The 15,961-nt window shown below is 31.7% G+C and carries 14 protein-coding genes; 2 read left to right on the top strand and 12 right to left on the bottom strand.

Translation table 11 applies throughout. The features are described from left to right. The first annotated feature begins 8 nt into the window (after positions 1–8). Positions 9–1,841, top strand: a complete 1,833-nt coding sequence (gene flgK, locus CQA38_RS08650) for a flagellar hook-associated protein FlgK (RefSeq protein ID WP_212741828.1) — start codon at positions 9–11, stop codon at positions 1,839–1,841. After that, positions 1,842–2,594, top strand: coding sequence for a TIGR02757 family protein (locus CQA38_RS09340; protein WP_212741827.1), 753 nt, complete (start codon positions 1,842–1,844; stop codon positions 2,592–2,594). It begins immediately after the preceding gene. 48 nt (positions 2,595–2,642) lie between these two features. On the opposite strand, the gene CQA38_RS08645 is transcribed toward CQA38_RS09340, so the two are convergent. From CQA38_RS08645 to CQA38_RS08595, 12 genes are all read right to left on the bottom strand, one after another. After that, positions 2,643–4,064 (bottom strand): glycosyltransferase, encoded by a 1,422-nt coding sequence (locus tag CQA38_RS08645; protein WP_137633604.1) that lies wholly within the window; start codon positions 4,062–4,064, stop codon positions 2,643–2,645. Positions 4,065–4,080: 16 nt separating this feature from the next. Next, positions 4,081–4,842: a TylF/MycF/NovP-related O-methyltransferase gene (locus CQA38_RS08640; RefSeq protein WP_137633603.1), complete on the bottom strand. Its 762-nt coding sequence runs from the start codon at positions 4,840–4,842 to the stop codon at positions 4,081–4,083. Positions 4,843–4,941: 99 nt separating this feature from the next. Continuing rightward, on the bottom strand, positions 4,942–5,613 hold the full coding sequence (locus CQA38_RS08635; RefSeq protein WP_137633602.1) for an acylneuraminate cytidylyltransferase family protein: 672 nt from the start codon (positions 5,611–5,613) through the stop codon (positions 4,942–4,944). 9 nt (positions 5,614–5,622) lie between these two features. Continuing rightward, positions 5,623–6,201 carry a polysaccharide deacetylase family protein gene (locus CQA38_RS09395; protein ID WP_249355257.1) on the bottom strand — a complete coding sequence of 193 codons (579 nt, stop codon included), beginning with the start codon at positions 6,199–6,201 and terminating at the stop codon, positions 5,623–5,625. Next, entirely contained in the window at positions 6,188–6,574 is a 387-nt protein-coding gene (locus CQA38_RS09390; protein WP_249355255.1) for a hypothetical protein, read from the bottom strand. The genes CQA38_RS09395 and CQA38_RS09390 overlap by 14 nt, the downstream gene beginning before the upstream one ends. Continuing rightward, complete coding sequence (locus CQA38_RS08625) at positions 6,571–7,383, bottom strand: formyltransferase family protein (protein ID WP_170999500.1); 813 nt, start codon at positions 7,381–7,383, stop codon at positions 6,571–6,573. Before CQA38_RS08625 ends, CQA38_RS09390 begins: the two co-directional genes overlap by 4 nt. 22 nt (positions 7,384–7,405) lie before the next feature. Then, positions 7,406–8,530 (bottom strand): hypothetical protein, encoded by a 1,125-nt coding sequence (locus CQA38_RS08620; RefSeq protein WP_137633600.1) that lies wholly within the window; start codon positions 8,528–8,530, stop codon positions 7,406–7,408. After that, entirely contained in the window at positions 8,530–9,645 is a 1,116-nt protein-coding gene (gene neuC, locus CQA38_RS08615; protein WP_137633599.1) for a UDP-N-acetylglucosamine 2-epimerase, read from the bottom strand. The genes CQA38_RS08620 and neuC overlap by 1 nt, the downstream gene beginning before the upstream one ends. Next, the gene (neuB, locus tag CQA38_RS08610; protein WP_137633598.1) at positions 9,642–10,691 is read right to left on the bottom strand and encodes an N-acetylneuraminate synthase; all 1,050 of its coding nucleotides are present in this window, start codon (positions 10,689–10,691) and stop codon (positions 9,642–9,644) included. Before neuB ends, neuC begins: the two co-directional genes overlap by 4 nt. A gap of 20 nt (positions 10,692–10,711) precedes the next feature. Then, positions 10,712–12,661 carry a glycosyltransferase gene (locus CQA38_RS08605; protein WP_137633597.1) on the bottom strand — a complete coding sequence of 650 codons (1,950 nt, stop codon included), beginning with the start codon at positions 12,659–12,661 and terminating at the stop codon, positions 10,712–10,714. Then, on the bottom strand, positions 12,651–14,759 hold the full coding sequence (locus tag CQA38_RS08600) for a glycosyltransferase (protein ID WP_212741826.1): 2,109 nt from the start codon (positions 14,757–14,759) through the stop codon (positions 12,651–12,653). Before CQA38_RS08600 ends, CQA38_RS08605 begins: the two co-directional genes overlap by 11 nt. After that, positions 14,756–15,916 (bottom strand): glycosyltransferase family 8 protein, encoded by a 1,161-nt coding sequence (locus CQA38_RS08595; protein WP_283202099.1) that lies wholly within the window; start codon positions 15,914–15,916, stop codon positions 14,756–14,758. Before CQA38_RS08595 ends, CQA38_RS08600 begins: the two co-directional genes overlap by 4 nt. Positions 15,917–15,961 lie beyond the last annotated feature (45 nt).

The raw sequence follows: 15,961 nt of genomic DNA, 5'->3' as shown, positions 1-15,961 counted from the left end.
GATAAATCATGAGTATATTTGCTACTTTAAATAAGGGTGTTACAGGATTAAAAGCCTCAGAAATTCAAATCGCTACTGCAGGAAACAACATCTCAAATACCAACAGCACTTTTTATACGCGTCAAAGAGTGATACAAACGACTGCTGGGCATTATAATGTGCAAGGTGGCTTAGAAATCGGTATGGGGACAAATGTCGAAACCATAGTTAGACTTCACGATGAATACTCTTATAGCAAGCTAAAAGATGCAAGCACACAGCTTGAATTTACAAACTATATGAAAACGAAGCTTGAAGAGATAGCCAAGCGCTTTCCGGATATACAAACAAATGGTATTTTAGCGGATTTAGAAGCATATAATCAAGCATGGAATGATCTTTCTTCAGCTCCAAATGATGGTGCTGTTAAAGAAAATTTAGTCAAAGTTGCTCAAAGTTTTACAGAACATTTAAATAGCACTTATAAAGATATGCTTAAGATCGAGCAAACTATAAATGATGAGATTAAGCTTACGGTTGATGAGATTAATTCTATAGGCGAAGAAATCGCTAATATCAACAAACAAATCGCCAAGCAAGAAGTGCTTGATACAGATCACGCAAACGAACTTAGAGACAAGCGAGATGAACTTGAACTTACACTTTCAAAACTTGTTGATGGTGTGGCAACGAAGACGATTATGGGACAAAGTAGCCAGCTTGAATCAACCATGACAGATGGGGGCAAATACTATAATCTTACCTTGCACGGACATGTGATCGTAAATGGCTCAAATTTTGTTCCATTGAAAATCATCACAGATGAAGTTAGCGGAAGTCATAAAATCGTCTATGAAACAACTGATGAAAGGATCACTGATCTTACGACAAGGATTTCAGGTGGTAAGCTAGGCGCACAGCTTGAGCTTCGAGGAAGAACTTATATCAAAGATGAGCAACGTTATGATGGCGGTATGATTCAAGAGTATAAAGATATGATGAATACTTTCACAAAAACACTCATTACGCAAACAAATAATATCTACGCTTCATCAGCAAAAAGTTCTCTAAGCTCAGATACCCTGCCTCATCTTGATAATAATACAAGTTTAATAAGTTATGATAAAAACATACAAATAGGCACTTTTGATTTGGTGTTGTATGATGATAAGGGCAATAAAGTCAATACTAAAACTATTACCATAGATGTTAATACAACTATGCAAGATCTTGTCAATCAAATCAATTCAAACACTGATGATAATGCAAATAACAATGGACTTGATGATATAGATGATTATCTAAGAGCGACTTTTAATTATGATACTCGAAGCGAATCTGGACTTTTTCAAATCAATCTTATCAATCCAAACTATAAAATCGCCATAGAAGATAAAGGCACAAATTTCAGTGGCTCTTTAAATATAGGTGGTTTTTTCAGTGGCTCAAGTGCAAGTGATATTCGTGTAAAAACAGAATACCTAAGCGATCCAAGCAAGCTTAGAGCAAGCTATAATGGTGCTGATGGGGGCAATGAAGTAGCAAATGCCTTACAACAACTTCAGTATGATGAGGTAAATTTTTACAATGAAGATGGCACTATAGTCAAAAAGTCTTTGGATGGATACTACCGCCTTTTTACAGGAAAAATCGCAACTGATGGCGAGACAAACAACAACACTCACGCTACAAATACGACTTTGTATAATTCTGTGTATGAAGAATTTCAGTCTTTAAATGGCGTTAATACAAATGAAGAATTAGCAGCTCTTATTCAATATCAAGCAAGCTATGGAGCGGCTTCAAAAGTCGTTACCACCGTCGATCAAATGCTTGATACCTTGCTTGGACTTAAGTCATAAGTGCTTGCTTTAAAGAAAAGGCTAGAGCACTTTGCGCGTGAGAAAAACACGCTTGAAGCTCTAGCTCTTGCTCCTGATCCTTTGCAGATTGCTAAAGCTCATCAAGATGAGCTTATAAGTCTTATTTGTGCTTTGTTTGCGTATGGAAATGCTAAAAATATAGTGAATTTCTTACAAAAACTTGATTTTTCCGTGCTAAAACTTGATGAAAAGGCGATAAAAAGCTATTTTTCACAAGCTAAACTTAAATACCGCTTTGAAAACAGCAAGGATATAGAGCAAATTTTCATTACCCTAAGACGTTTCGTGCAAAAATACACACTTAAGGATTTTTTCACAAAAAACTATCAAGAAAAAGGCGTGATATACGCACTTAAAGCATTTATTGATGAAATTTATCGTTTGAATCCATATAGAAGTTATGGCTATGAGTTTTTCTTTTCAAAGCCTTTTTTAAACGAACCAAAATCACCCTTAAAACGTTACAATATGTATCTTCGCTGGATGGCGCGAAAAGATGCTTTAGATATGGGGCTTTTTGATGAAATCAAAGCTAAGGATTTGTTTATCCCGCTTGATACACATACGCACAAAGTCGCTTTAAAACTAAAACTTATGCAAAGAAAAAATTATGATTTTAAAGCCGTGCTTGAGCTTACTCAAAATTTGCGTCAATTTGATCCAAACGATCCTATAAAATACGACTTTGCACTCTATCGCTTGGGACAAAGTAGAGAGTATATGAGTTTGTAAAACTTATATTTTATTTATTTAGCTTTATTTTGTCTTAATTTTTTTATCCTACGCACATCGATAAAAATGAATTTGATAAGCCCCCCCCCCCTTCCAGCGATTATTATAAGCTTTAATAAAAGCTTCACCAAGTTTATATGATAAATGTTCTTTGAGTTTTAAAGCTTCTTTATAGTCTGCATAAGTTTCAAGTGGAGGAAGTTTTAAGCTTGGATTATTTTTTATTTTTTCTTGATAAATTCTTTGCTCTTCTTTGTGTTTATCTTTGATATAAGATAATACATAAGGCATTCTTATATATCCAAGTAAAGATTTTGAATTTTCTATCATCACCATGCCCATTTTATATGAAAGATGATTATAAATTCTTTGTTTTGCACCTGTTCTTATCAGCAATTCTTGTGCAAGTTTTTGTTCTGTATGTTTATTTATGGTAAGTAAATTGATCTTTTCTTGTTCTAGCTTTTTCTTTTCTTGGGCGAGTTTTTGTAATTTGTAAGCAAAATCTACATTAAGCTTGATTTTTTCATCTAAAAGCTCTTCTTTGAAAACAGGTGTTTTAGAAGCCATATCCCACCACAAATCAAGATAGTTGTTATAATAAAATATGCTATCAGCATAGCCTCCACGAAAATTCATATAATCATAAAGCTGTAGCCAAGGCTTAGGGCGTATATAATGAATGATTTTTACTCTTTGTTTAAACTGCTTGAAATCCTCGTAAGCAAAGATATCTTTTTTATCTGAATCATGAGTTTGAAGCCAATAATTATAATATATTGGAATTTTTAAAGTATCATTAGCGCATATTGCATTAAATATATCTTGATCGGAGTAAATTTTTCTATTGGGATTTTTAGCAAATTCTAAGCATTTTTGCTTTAAAGTTCTTGCATTCCAGTGTTTGAGATTAAAATAAATAAAACCACAATTTATGCTAAGATTGTTTGTATTATTCTCAAACATATAAGCTGTTATTAAGCTTTTATCTTTAAAATCAAGGCTAAAAAGCATTCGTATATCTTTCATTACAAGCATATCAGCGTCGATAAAAAGGCAGGTTTGAGCTGATACAAAATCACCCACAAGTAAATTATAATATGTTGCATAGCAATTTTTCCATTTTGGCACTTTAAGTTCTTCTTCAAAAAGTTTATCATCAACAAGATGAATTTCAAGCTCGCAAGGATATATTTTGTTTAATTCATCAATGCAATTTTTAAGCTTTGCTCTTGAATGCTCGCTGATGGCATTGATGATGATATGAAAAACATAGCCTTCTTTTTGCTCAAGCTGACTTAAGCTTTCATAGTCCAATCTTGCATAATTTTCAAGCTCTTTATCTAAGGCTAAATGAGTAAAAAAATCCTTAAAAACAAGAGTAGTATCAGTATGTTTAACTATGCTTGTCATAGTAACAGCACAATATTTAATGTATTTTTCATCTATGGTAAAAGCTATGTGAAACATTTATTCTCCTTTAAATTTATGTTTTGACAAAAATTACCCAGTTACCAATGGCTAGTGGTATAAAATCAAGTTTGTATTTTTCACTAAACTCATCAACGGCTTTTTTTACTCCGCTATGTAATGAAAAATATCCAGCCACGCAAAGCACCCCATTTTTTACTAAACGAGGATAGAAAAACTCTAAACCCTCTAATACAGGATTGTATAAATCCGGATCAAGATTAACCAGACAAAATTTTTTATTTTCTAGCCCTTGTGTGGTTTGTGGAAACCAACCTTGCTTGATAATGACTTTTTGAGGATTTGGCATTTTGCTTAAAACCAGCTCTTTAGAAGTGTTGCTTAAATGCCCTTCTCCAAATTCTTTGGCAAAAACATTGTCTCCTTTTTCAATATCATCTTTTGCATAGCCTTCAAAGGTATCAAAAAGATATAAGCTTTTATCTGGAAAGTATTTATTGAATCTTTTTGCAGTATCGCCTTGATATACACCAAGCTCAGCTATACTTCCTTTAATATCCTTTTGGGCAAAAATTTGAGCTAATTTAGCTAAAAATTTTTCAAGTGGTTCATAATAACTTTGATAAAAAGGATTAATGATCTTATCTTGAGCTATGTTAAACTCATCTTTAAGTTGCTTTATAATGTCTTCTCCACAAACTGAAGCTACAAAAATTTGATCAAAATTTGTTTGTGTTAAGATTTGAGGTGCTTGCACCATAAAGCTTTTTTCTTGCAATTCAATCATCGTGCCATGCTTTTTTGAATCATTATCCACAAAAAAGAGTATTTCATACCCCCCCCCCCAGCCTATTATTTAAAATTTGAGCAGCGACTTCTCTACCGCCAGTAGCTGCACCAAAGATGATGATTTTTTTCATTGTTTCTCCTTTAAAATTTGATTTGCTTTTTCTAAATCCTCTTTAGTATTTATATCAAGGCTTTCTTTTTCGTTCATTATATAAGGCAGGCTTTTTGGGATTAAAAAGCTTTTGTATTTTTTGAAAAGTTCTGTTTTTACTATATAAATTGCACCATTGCTCATAAAAACTTCAGGCAAAGCTTGACGAGGTGTGAAAGGAAAGTCATTATTACAAATTCCTTTTAAGTCCCCATTTTCATCTAATATAAAAGCTTTTAACAGCTCTTTGTCAGCTAGCTTAACACTCATTAAGCTATTGGCATTTTCGCTTTGAAATTTATGAAAGGCTTCATCAATGTGCTTGTGTGTTCTAAAAGGTGAAGTTGGTTGAAGTAGGATAATATTTTCAAAACCCTCAAAATGCGTTAAGGCGTGCAGTATCAAGCCATCGCTTCTAGCATTATCTGTTGCAAGTTCTTGAGGGCGAAGCAAAGGTTTAATGTTGTTTTCTTTAGCATAGGCTAGATATTCTTTAGAATCACTACTTAAAACAATTTCATCTATACAAGTAGCTTTTTTAGCTGCTTCAAAAGTGTAATAAAGCAAAGGCTTGCCATCAAGTAGGGCAAGATTTTTGTTCTTTATGCCTTTTGAGCCAGCCCTTGCTGGGATTATCGCTAGAGTCATGACTTTTCCTTAACCAAAACTGGCTTTGCCAAAGTCAAATTCGTTACAATCATATCTTGGCAGAGCTTGTGGACGCATTTTTAAGTCCTCTAACTTTGTATCTCTTGATTCTACATTGAAAGAAAAAGCTACACCAAATTCACTTAAGCTTTTTTCAGTAAAGTCTGTAAAGGTGTGAAATCCCCCATAAGGATAACAAAAAAGCTTTGTTTCAAGCTTTGTCAAAAGCTGTTCTAAAAAATCAAAAGAATGATGAATTTCTTTGATTTGCTCATTTTCACTCAGCTTTGAAAAGACAAAATGCTTAACGCTATGAGAGCCAAGTATCATTTTGTTTTCATGCATTTTTATAAGTTCTTTTTCACTCATATAGAGATTTTTAAATATAAGCTCATCATTTGCAAATTTTTTCACAAGTTCATCTAAAATTTGTTCCCTAAATTCATATTTTATATAATAATTAAACATTTTTTTAAAATCCTGCGTTGCTTCATCATTATCTTGTTTTGTGTAGGTTTTGGCTTTGAAATTTTCTAGCTTATCCATTTCAAGCATATTTTCACAAACTAAGTTCCTAGCTTCTTTCATCAAAGCCCCCCCCCCCTATCTTGCCTAGTAGATAATGAATGCGGTGCACATCAAGTGCTTTTTGTCTTTCATACACTCCTGTTGGGATAAAAAATAAACCAAAAATTCCTCTTTTTAAAAATTCTGGCAAAACAAAATTATAATGATCGATAAAGCCATCATCAAAGCTGGGTAAAATTTTATTTTTTACTTTAGCAAAGATATGCTCATCATGAGGATTTTCACAAAGTGCTAAAAAATCCTCATATTTTACAAAGCCAAATTTTTGCCCAAAAAAGTCAAGCTGCTTTTTAAAATTTTCAACTGAAAGATAGCGAAAATACGGGAAGTTTTTATCGCTTTTTCTTACATAGTGATACATTATGGTTTTCATTGTTTGTCCTTTGTTAGAGCTGGATTTTCTAGGATTGAAGCTTTTTGCGATTCTGGTTTTTGTAGGTATTTTTCTACCAAATTATTGGCAAAATTATCATACATTTTCAATGTGGCTTCTAGGGTAAAATCTTTCTTTTTATAGAGCTTGCCACTTTTTTTGTCGTTTGGCTGTTTTAGGGGAACTAAGTTTTCATAATTTTTAATTAAGTCCTTATAGGTGCTTGCAACTTTAGCAATTAGCCTATTGCCTATTTTATGGCAGTCATCATTTATGCAAACTTCAGCACGAATTTGATGGATAATATCACCTGTATCAATGCCTTTGTCTATATACATAAAGCTTGCACCTACAAATTCTGGTTCATTATTTACAAGAGGAAAAAAATTCGTTCCACTGCCTCTATAATATGGAGATAAGCCCAAATGCACATTTAAAAAAGCCTTGCCAAAAAAATCAATCAATGGAGCTTCTATCAAAGAACAACCATAAGCTATAAGCAAATCAGGCTTTAAATCAATGATCTCATCTATAAATTCTTGATTGTTAATAGCTTTATCTGGTATAAAATGAGGCTTTGATAAATCAGGACTCAGATCAACAAAGGCTTGAAAAAAATCTTTTTCACTTTGAAGTCTTAAAGCAAGATGTTTTTCTTGCAAATCTTGTGCATTTGTATATGTATATGCTTGAGTGTTTTTTAGCTCACAATAGCTTTTTAAAACCTCAATTTCACTATCTAAAGCTATCGCTTTACGCATAAAGCTATGTCTTAGCTCATTGCTTGTAAGTATAATGATTTTTTTCATAACAATACCCCAGCAAAGCACTTTAAGCACATAGTAAGTTCTTAAAATGATAAGGGTATGGAGGATAAAAGCTAGAGCTTTTGAGCCTTTCATGAATTAAAGCCCCCCCCCCAGAGCTTAAAGGAAGTATATTTGGTCTATCTTGATCGCCATCAGCCTTACAAAGTATATAATCTTTAGCCTCGCTTTTATAAGCAAATTCTATATTTACATTTTTTTTCTCAAAGGGTTCAAAATAATTTGGCACTAAATCCTGTTCATTTTTACATATAAAACCAGCTTTTACAATTTGACTTGCATTTTCTGTATAACATAGTAGATCAAGGTATTCACACTGCCTTTTTTGAAGTAGGGTTTGAAACTGAGTATAAAGATTGCTTGGAAAAGTTCCTGCAAAATCGACTATTCTTAAACATTTTGCCCCTTGTATTTTGTTTTCTCTCATAACTAGAATACATTGTAAAAAATCTTTTTCAAAAATTCCAAAGAATTCATATGTATAAAAGGGGTGTTTTTCATATCTATTAATAAAAAAATCCAAACTTTTTCGTGGTGAATGAGCTAAAAATAACTTTGTATTTTTAAAAGAAGCTAAAGAAATTTGTTCTATTTTATGAGTAGATGAGGAGCTTAAAGCTTGTAAATTTTGAGAAAATGAGGCGATTTTAAAATCCTTTAAAGTCTCATTTTTGATATAAAAATGTTGCAAAAAATCAATTTTGTATTTAAACGCCTTGTAAATTTTCTTTGCATCTTCACTAATGCCTATTATACCAATGCTTGAAGGCTCAAAGCATTTGATAAAATGATAATACAATTTTAAGCCTATGCCATGTTTTGCAAATTCTTTCTTTACCATCCAAATAGCTAGCCAATACTCATTTAAGTTTTTTAAGCTTGTATCATACTTGCTTAGTGGGATAAAACCAAGTATGGCATCAAATTCCTTGCTTTGAGTGTTGAAGGCTACGACGAAATTATATCTTTTGTTTTCTTTATCTAAATGCTGAAAATCAAGCAATTCTTTAGAATGAGCCAATATATGCCCTTTTTTCCAGTGATTTTCTATGAAATTCATGAGTAGATCAGCTTCATCTATATGGCAAAATCGTATTTCATGCTGACTTGCTTGCTTAATATCATTCATCATAACTCCTTAAACACTTTTTGCTTAGAAATCTTAAAAAAATCCCCTTTTTCAAGATGAGTAAAAAACTCTTTTGAGCTATTGATAAGCTTTGGTTTTTCTTGTTTGGTATTTTTATTTTTATGTATATTTTCTATGGCGTTTAGAATTTTTTCTGCTTTTGCTGGCACTTTTGTTACGCTTTGAGAGCCTGATCTGTTATTTTGTCTTGAGCCGACTAAAATTCCTGGTGTTTTAAGATATAAGGCTTCTTTAAGTATGCAGCTTGAATTGCCTATGATAAAATCAGCATGTTTTAAAAGAGTGATAAAATACTCAAAACGCAAAGAAGAAAATAGTCTAAAATTTGGTAAATTTTTAAGCTCTTCATAGCTTTGCATGATAAACTCAAAACCTAAATCATTATTTGGATAAATCACTATATAGTTTTTAGCGCTTTGTTTGAGGGCTTTTACAAATTCAAAAGCTTGCTCTTTCATAGAGTTAAACTCGGTTGTAACAGGGTGAAGTGTAGCGATAGCATAATTTTGAAAATTTATTTCATAATAGCTTTTTGCTTGTTCTAGTGAGACTTTATTATTAGCTAAAATTTCAAGGTCTGGAGAACCTATGATAAAAATTGATTGCTCATCTTCTCCAAGTTGCATAAGGGTTTTTTTAGCCTTTTCATCATTGACTAAATGAATGTGAGCGAGTTTTGAGATGGCATGTCTTAAACTATCATCTATAGTGCCAGAAAGCTCGCCTCCTTCAATATGAGCTACAAGTATGTTGTTTAATGCTCCTACGCTTGCAGCAGCAAGTGGTTCTATCCTATCGCCATGAACCACGATGAGATCAGGCTGTATTTCAGCAACAAATCTTGAAAAACCATCTATAGTAGAGGCTAAAGCCTTATCCATTTGATAATATCTATCATGGTTTATAAAGCGGAATATATTTTTAAATCCTGCCTTACTTACCTCATCAGCTGTAAAGCCAAAACCTTTGCTCATATGCATGCCTGTTACAAAGATAAAAAGCTCAAAATTTGGAGCTTCTTCAACTTTTAGCATTAAGGATTTTATCTTTGCAAAATCAGCCCTAGTGCCGGTTACAAAAACTATTTTTTTCACTCAAAATCCTCAAATTGCAATTGTGTGTCATGAGCTATATCTTTTTTAGCTTTTTTGCCAAGTATGCTTTCATAATGCTTAGCATGAATCCCGCCTTTGCCAGGTCTTTTTACCCAAATATTTTCCTTGCTTAAAAGCTCTCCTTTTTTAATATCTTTTATACTTACAACGCTTGCAAAAGCAAAGTCTATGGTAACTTGTTCCTCTGTTGCTGCTTGCTTTAATGCCCCATCTCCTCTCATTATACGCATTTGCTCACTTTGTATAATAAGCTCTTTTAGGGTATGTTCATCCATTGAGCAAACTATATCTGGTCCCTCTCTATGCATAGTATCAGTAAAGTGTCTTTCTAACACACAAGCTCCAAGTGCAATTGCTCCAAGGCAAGCAAGATTGTTTAAGGTATGATCGCTTAATCCTACAAGGCAGTCAAATTCTTTTTCAAGCTTTTTCATGGCATTTAAACGCACGAGCTTTTGCGGCGTGGGATAAAGATTGGTTGTATGAAGTAGGACAAAAGGCACTTCGGCTTTTCTTAAGATAGCTACGCTTTCTTTTATATTTGCAAGTGAGTTCATGCCTGTGCTTAAAATCATAGGCTTTTTAAAGCTTGCTATGTGTTTGATTAAGGGATAATTATTGCATTCTCCAGAGCCTATTTTATAAGCTAAAACACCCATATCTTCAAGTCGGTTCGCTGCAGCTCTTGAAAAAGGTGTGCTAAGATAGACAAGTCCTTTACTTTCACTATACTCTTTTAATGCTCTTTCATCTTTTTCATTTAAAGCACATTTTTGCATGATTTCATAAATGCTAATTTTTGCATTTCCGGGTATTACACTTTTTGCAGCTTCACTCATCTCATCTTCAACAATATGAGTTTGATGCTTTATAAGCTTAGCTCCAGCACGAGCCGCACTATCTACCATAAGCTTTGCAAGTTCTAAACTACCATTATGATTAATGCCAATTTCAGGTACAACAAGAGGCTGTGTATCTTTTGATATGGTAATTGAAGCTATTTTAATCTCTTTTGCATTTTTCATCTTTTATTTCTCTTTATTTTTCACTCATCTTTAAATTCTTTTTTTATCTTAGGCATATCGATAAAAAAGAATTTGACAATCCCCCCCCCCCAGCGATTATTATAAGCTTTGATAAAAGCTTCACCTAGTTTGTATGGAAGCTGTTCTTTAAGCTTTAAGGCTTCTTTATAGTCTGGATAGGTTTCTAAAGGAGGAAGTTTAAATTTTTTGTTAGCCTCTATAGTTTTTTGATAAGCTTGAGTTGCAAATATATGTTGTGCTTTGATGTAACTTAACACGAATGGTATTTGCATATAACTAAAGAAAGATTGTGAGCAAATAACTAATGCTGAGCCCAATTTATAAGCTAGATGATTATGAATTCTAGTTGTCGCACTTTCGTATTGTATGAAATTTATTTGAGGTGTAAAAAATTCAAGCTTTTTACCCATTTTCTTAGCTAAAAGTTGATTTTGCAGTCTTTTGGAAATGAGCTCTTGTTCGAGGTTAGAAATCTTTAATTCTTGTTTTTTAAATTTCAAAGATTTTTCTTCTTGTTTAAAATTTTGTATTTTTGATTCTAAAATATTTTCATATGTTTGAAAATTTAATTTTTTAAGACTTGTTTCTAAGAAGTTTTTAATCTGCAAACAAATTTCTTTTGCTCTAAGATCGGCATTTACGAATATATTAAATCCAAATTCTTTTGTAATAGAAGAAAAATCCATTGTATATCCATCCAAGGAATGTGCTGGACGTCGTAGTTGCGCTACTCTTTTAAGTAGAATTTCATTTTTGTTTAAAATAAAACTATCTTTAATTTCTTGCATAATTTTATTAGAGAGGCTTTGAAATAGGTCCTCATCCTTAAAAACTAGTTGCATATAGAGCAATTCTCTCACACAACCGGGTAGTATTAATCTAAAAAACACCTTATCTTTAAAACAATATGAATGAATATCTACAAAAGGCAAAGAATGGATTGACTTGATATATAGGCCAAAACTTTTAAGCTCATTTGAAAACAAAAACGATAAGTGTGTATAAATATGAGAAAAGCATTCTAAATTATACAAAAAAACATAAAATTTTGAACTCGAGTATAGTGGTATATTTGTTTTAATATCTGGTTGAAGTTTATCTTCTCCTTTGTATAAATGTATCCAGATTTTATAATTAACCAGCCATTCTTGATAAGAGGCTAAAAATATGGGGTTTTTAGCCTTGTAATTAATTACAAAGTGAGTTACACAGCTGTTTTCGCTTTTACCTGGAAGTGTATTTGCAAGTCCTGTGATATCTTGGCAAATTAAATCATATTTATAAGCTAATATTCCGGTTATCATTTCATCTGTTCCAGGAAAACTATCCCAAGTTTTCAAGTCAATTTTTTTCTGCCAACGCATTTGAAGGTATAAAATCAAATGGCAAAAAGACTCTTTTAGCAAGTCATTTGCTTTTGTTTTCAAAAGTATGGATTTATTTACAACAATGACACCCCCTCCTAGCATAAAGCATTGTTTATCTAGTTTTTCCTTTTTTTCATAATGGCAAAAATATTCAGTAATTCTTTGAACATGCCAAAAAGCTCCAGCTAGTTCTTTTGTATTTAGAATAAGTGTTTCAAGGGATTTGTTGACGATCGTGTCTGAATCTAACCATATAACATAATCATACTCCTTAATTAAATCAAACATATAATATTTGGCATAGAGTAAATGACTTCTACGATTGGGTAAGTTTTCGATTAGATATAAATTTTCCTCGCCTATATCTTTTAAAAATTCTGCATAATCATAATTTTTAAAAATGATTTTTTCACTCCATATAGAACTAATTTTTTCTCGAGTTTGCAAGTCTATACTATCGTGCATAATTATAATATTAGTTATTAAGTCATAATTATATCTTTTAAGTCCTATAATCGCATTTGCAAGCATATAATCGTAATTTTGATCACTTGCTAATAAAACAGCTATTTTAGTTTTCATTGTTTTCCTTCTTAAGTTTTGTTGTATAAATATCTTTAAACAAACCTTTCAATCCTACAGGATTAATTGATATGATTTGTGTGTGTGGATAAAATTTAGAGATAATATTTCTAACTTTTTTCCAAGTTTGTATATTGTGTTCTAAGATAAAGCCATCGGATCTATTGTAAAAATGGCCTTGAGAACAATCTATGCCAACCAAAAATATTTGATGAAAATCCACATAACAGCAAAATTGCAAGGCTGAAAAAGCCACATTGCCATAATCTGCTATAGGCTCATAAGCTAAATTATAAGCCCAAACATTATGTCCAATATGCTCCATAATATAAGCAGATACATTATGATATGAAAAGATATTTGGACTATGTCTAAAATGAATTTGGGATTGTAAAAAACGATCTGGAAGTAGTCCTAAGAAAACTTTGCAATCTGGATTGTTAATGATAAAGCGTCTTAATAAGGCATCAGAATCTGGATACATCGCATCATTTATAAATAAAAAATCTAATTTTACATTAGGGAGTAAGAAAGCGCGGTTTAACCCTATGTGAATAGTATTTTCCATGGGCTTATCATACAAAGATGCACTAGGACCAGTGCCAATTATAGCTACTTTTTTACCTTGAAAGTAGCCTTGAAGACTAGTAAAGCTTTTTTGATGAACTATTGCTGCTTGAATATTTGTTTTTAAATTTAGCACCTCATTTTCAATGCGATTTAATTGGTTTATGATTTGTTTATTAATATCATTTGCGTCTAAAGATTTTGATTTTTTATGATTTTTGTAAATTGATGCAATTTTAAAAGGTAAAAATAAAGGAGCTGCAAAATACCACATTTTCATGTATTTAACTACAGCTTGTCCTATTTTATAGCTTAAATGATTTTTTATTTTTAAAGCTTTATCATAATCAGGATATTGGCTTAAATTTGGCAATTTTGCTGCACCCTGTCGCTTTTTATATTTTTTAAATTCTCTAAAGTTTTTATAAAGCAAATAGGGACTTTTTAATACATCTTTAAAGGTTTTTATTTGATGAACCAACATATATCCTATCCTATAGGATAGTTGATTTTGAATTCTAGAACTTGCATTGGTAAACGCTATAAATGCAAGTTCTAAAGCCCTTTTATAGTCATCATCTAAAACTGCTTTAACAAAATCAAATTGATATTGACCAAGCCATCCATTTTGGATGAAATAAACAAATTCCATATCTTTATCATTGCGTAAATCTTCAAGAAAATTCTTCATACCTTTAAAAAACTCTTGCTTATATTTAGGGTCAATATTTGCAAAAAACCTAAAAGAAGTTACAATGGAGTTAAAATATACTGCTTCTTTTAAAAGTTTATATTTTTTATATTGTTTGATAGTTTGTTTTGCTTTTTCTATAGAAGGGATTATGGTTAAAAGCTTTGAGTCGCTTCTTAAATTAGTTGATGATGCATTTGGATTATCGGTTCTATAGTGGTATAGATAAGAGTTGATTCTTGTCATTGTTTTTGCGGTGCAAACGAGTTCCACCCAATATGGAAAATCACAGTAATATCCTGAATTTTTAAATTCCGGAACTCTGATATTTTTAAAAACTGCTCTCTTATAAAGTTTTGACCATAAAGAGGTATGTAGAGTAAGAAGTTGCGGATAATCTTCTATTGAAAAGATAACATCGCTTGGGATGGTATGTATAAGTGCTTGATAAGGTCGGTTGCTTTTTTCTGCTGTAAAGAAAAATCCACCCAAAACTATATCTACCCCTGATTTTACAGCTCTCTCGCACAACTGCTCATACATATTAAGCTCTATAAAATCATCACTTTCTACAAAGCCTATATAATCTCCGCTAGCTAAATCTAAACCGGTATTATAAGCTGCTCCTAAACCAGCATTTTCTTTATGTATAACTTTTATTCTTTTATCTTTTAAAGCATACTCATCACAAATAGCTCCACAACTATCAGTAGAGCCATCATTGACTAAGATGATTTCTAAATTTGTATAAGTTTGATTGACAATGCTATCTAAACATTCTCTAAGATATTTTTCTACATTATATATAGGCACGATGATAGATATAAGTGGCTTCATCATTGTTTTTTCCTTTTCCAAGTTTTATAAATTTTTCTTACCCTAAAAATAAAACTAAAAGGGTGATTAATTAAAGCATTGCCCAATTTATAAGATAGGTGTTCTTGTATTTCTAAGGCTTCGTGATAATCAGCATAAGTATTTAATTTTGGTAGTTTTAAATCCGGATTCGCATTGCCTACTTGTGCAAATATAAAATTTCGAATTTTGTGTTTTATAGTAATATAAGACAAAGTTATAGGCAAAAACAAAGCTTTAAGTGGACTTTTTGCTTCAAGCAAGTGTGAACCTAGCTTATATGAAAGTTGGCTTTTTATTCTTTGACTTGCTCCGTATATTGTTCGCGAGTTTATCATTTTATCATAAAAAGGGGTTTTTTTGGCATAGTACCAAAATTTGTCAGCATAAGGGGCATCTATATAAAGCCAAGGTTTTTTATATCCAGCCCAATGAATAATTTGAGGATTTGAGAAAGCTTCCTTTTCTTGCTTTTTATTGGCATACGTCTGAATAGGCATAGCATTGTATATATGAGATAGATATTTTACATGCTTGTATAAAGTTATATTTAAAATATCTTGATCTGGAAATGCTAGAATTTTATGATATTTTTCAATGTTTTGAAAGAAAAGTGCTTCCACTTTATCTTCTCTCCATTTTTTAAGATTAATTAAAGTAACTCCAGTATTTATATAAGCATAATTGGAAGGTAGGGGTAATTTTGAAATCCAGCTCAAAATCCAATGATTATCTTTTAATAAAGGGGTTTGGTCGCTGACTGCTGCTATATAATAATCTTTTATATCAATTTGCCATAATTTTGAAATATCGCCTAAAAAAATTAAATCAGCATCCAAAAAGATACATTTATCTAAATGGGATTTTAAAGAAGAGACTAAAAATCTATAATTTGTTTCTATGCTAATATGTTCTTGTGAGCTTTGTGGAAATTTTTGAAATAATTCTGTATCGATGGTAATAAATTCTATGATATATTTTTCGTCGATTTGTAGATTCTGTATTATTTGTTTGTTTTCTTGGGATATACCTCCATCTATGATATAAAAATGTAGAATATATTTTGGATCCACATTATCAAGTATAGAAGCAATACAAGTGCTTAGATATCCACAATAACTATTGTTTATGGTAAAAAATATATGAATTGTGTTTTGAATATTTTTTGAGTCATGTGATAAATTGTT

Source organism: Campylobacter sp. MIT 12-5580 (genome assembly GCF_005406235.1).
Lineage (GTDB): Bacteria > Campylobacterota > Campylobacteria > Campylobacterales > Campylobacteraceae > Campylobacter_D.
Note: the sequence above shows the minus strand (reverse complement) of the source record. Positions and strands in the feature narration are given on the sequence as shown.

Coding starts and splice junctions, on each gene's coding strand:
- flgK (WP_212741828.1), top strand. CDS start 9: ATGAGTATATTTGCTACTTTAAATAAGGGTGTTACAGGATTAAAAGCC.
- CQA38_RS08645 (WP_137633604.1), bottom strand. CDS start 4,064: ATGTTTCACATAGCTTTTACCATAGATGAAAAATACATTAAATATTGT.
- CQA38_RS08635 (WP_137633602.1), bottom strand. CDS start 5,613: ATGACTCTAGCGATAATCCCAGCAAGGGCTGGCTCAAAAGGCATAAAG.
- CQA38_RS09395 (WP_249355257.1), bottom strand. CDS start 6,201: ATGAAAGAAGCTAGGAACTTAGTTTGTGAAAATATGCTTGAAATGGAT.
- CQA38_RS09390 (WP_249355255.1), bottom strand. CDS start 6,574: ATGAAAACCATAATGTATCACTATGTAAGAAAAAGCGATAAAAACTTC.
- CQA38_RS08625 (WP_170999500.1), bottom strand. CDS start 7,383: ATGAAAAAAATCATTATACTTACAAGCAATGAGCTAAGACATAGCTTT.
- CQA38_RS08620 (WP_137633600.1), bottom strand. CDS start 8,530: ATGAATGATATTAAGCAAGCAAGTCAGCATGAAATACGATTTTGCCAT.
- neuB (WP_137633598.1), bottom strand. CDS start 10,691: ATGAAAAATGCAAAAGAGATTAAAATAGCTTCAATTACCATATCAAAA.
- CQA38_RS08605 (WP_137633597.1), bottom strand. CDS start 12,661: ATGAAAACTAAAATAGCTGTTTTATTAGCAAGTGATCAAAATTACGAT.
- CQA38_RS08600 (WP_212741826.1), bottom strand. CDS start 14,759: ATGATGAAGCCACTTATATCTATCATCGTGCCTATATATAATGTAGAA.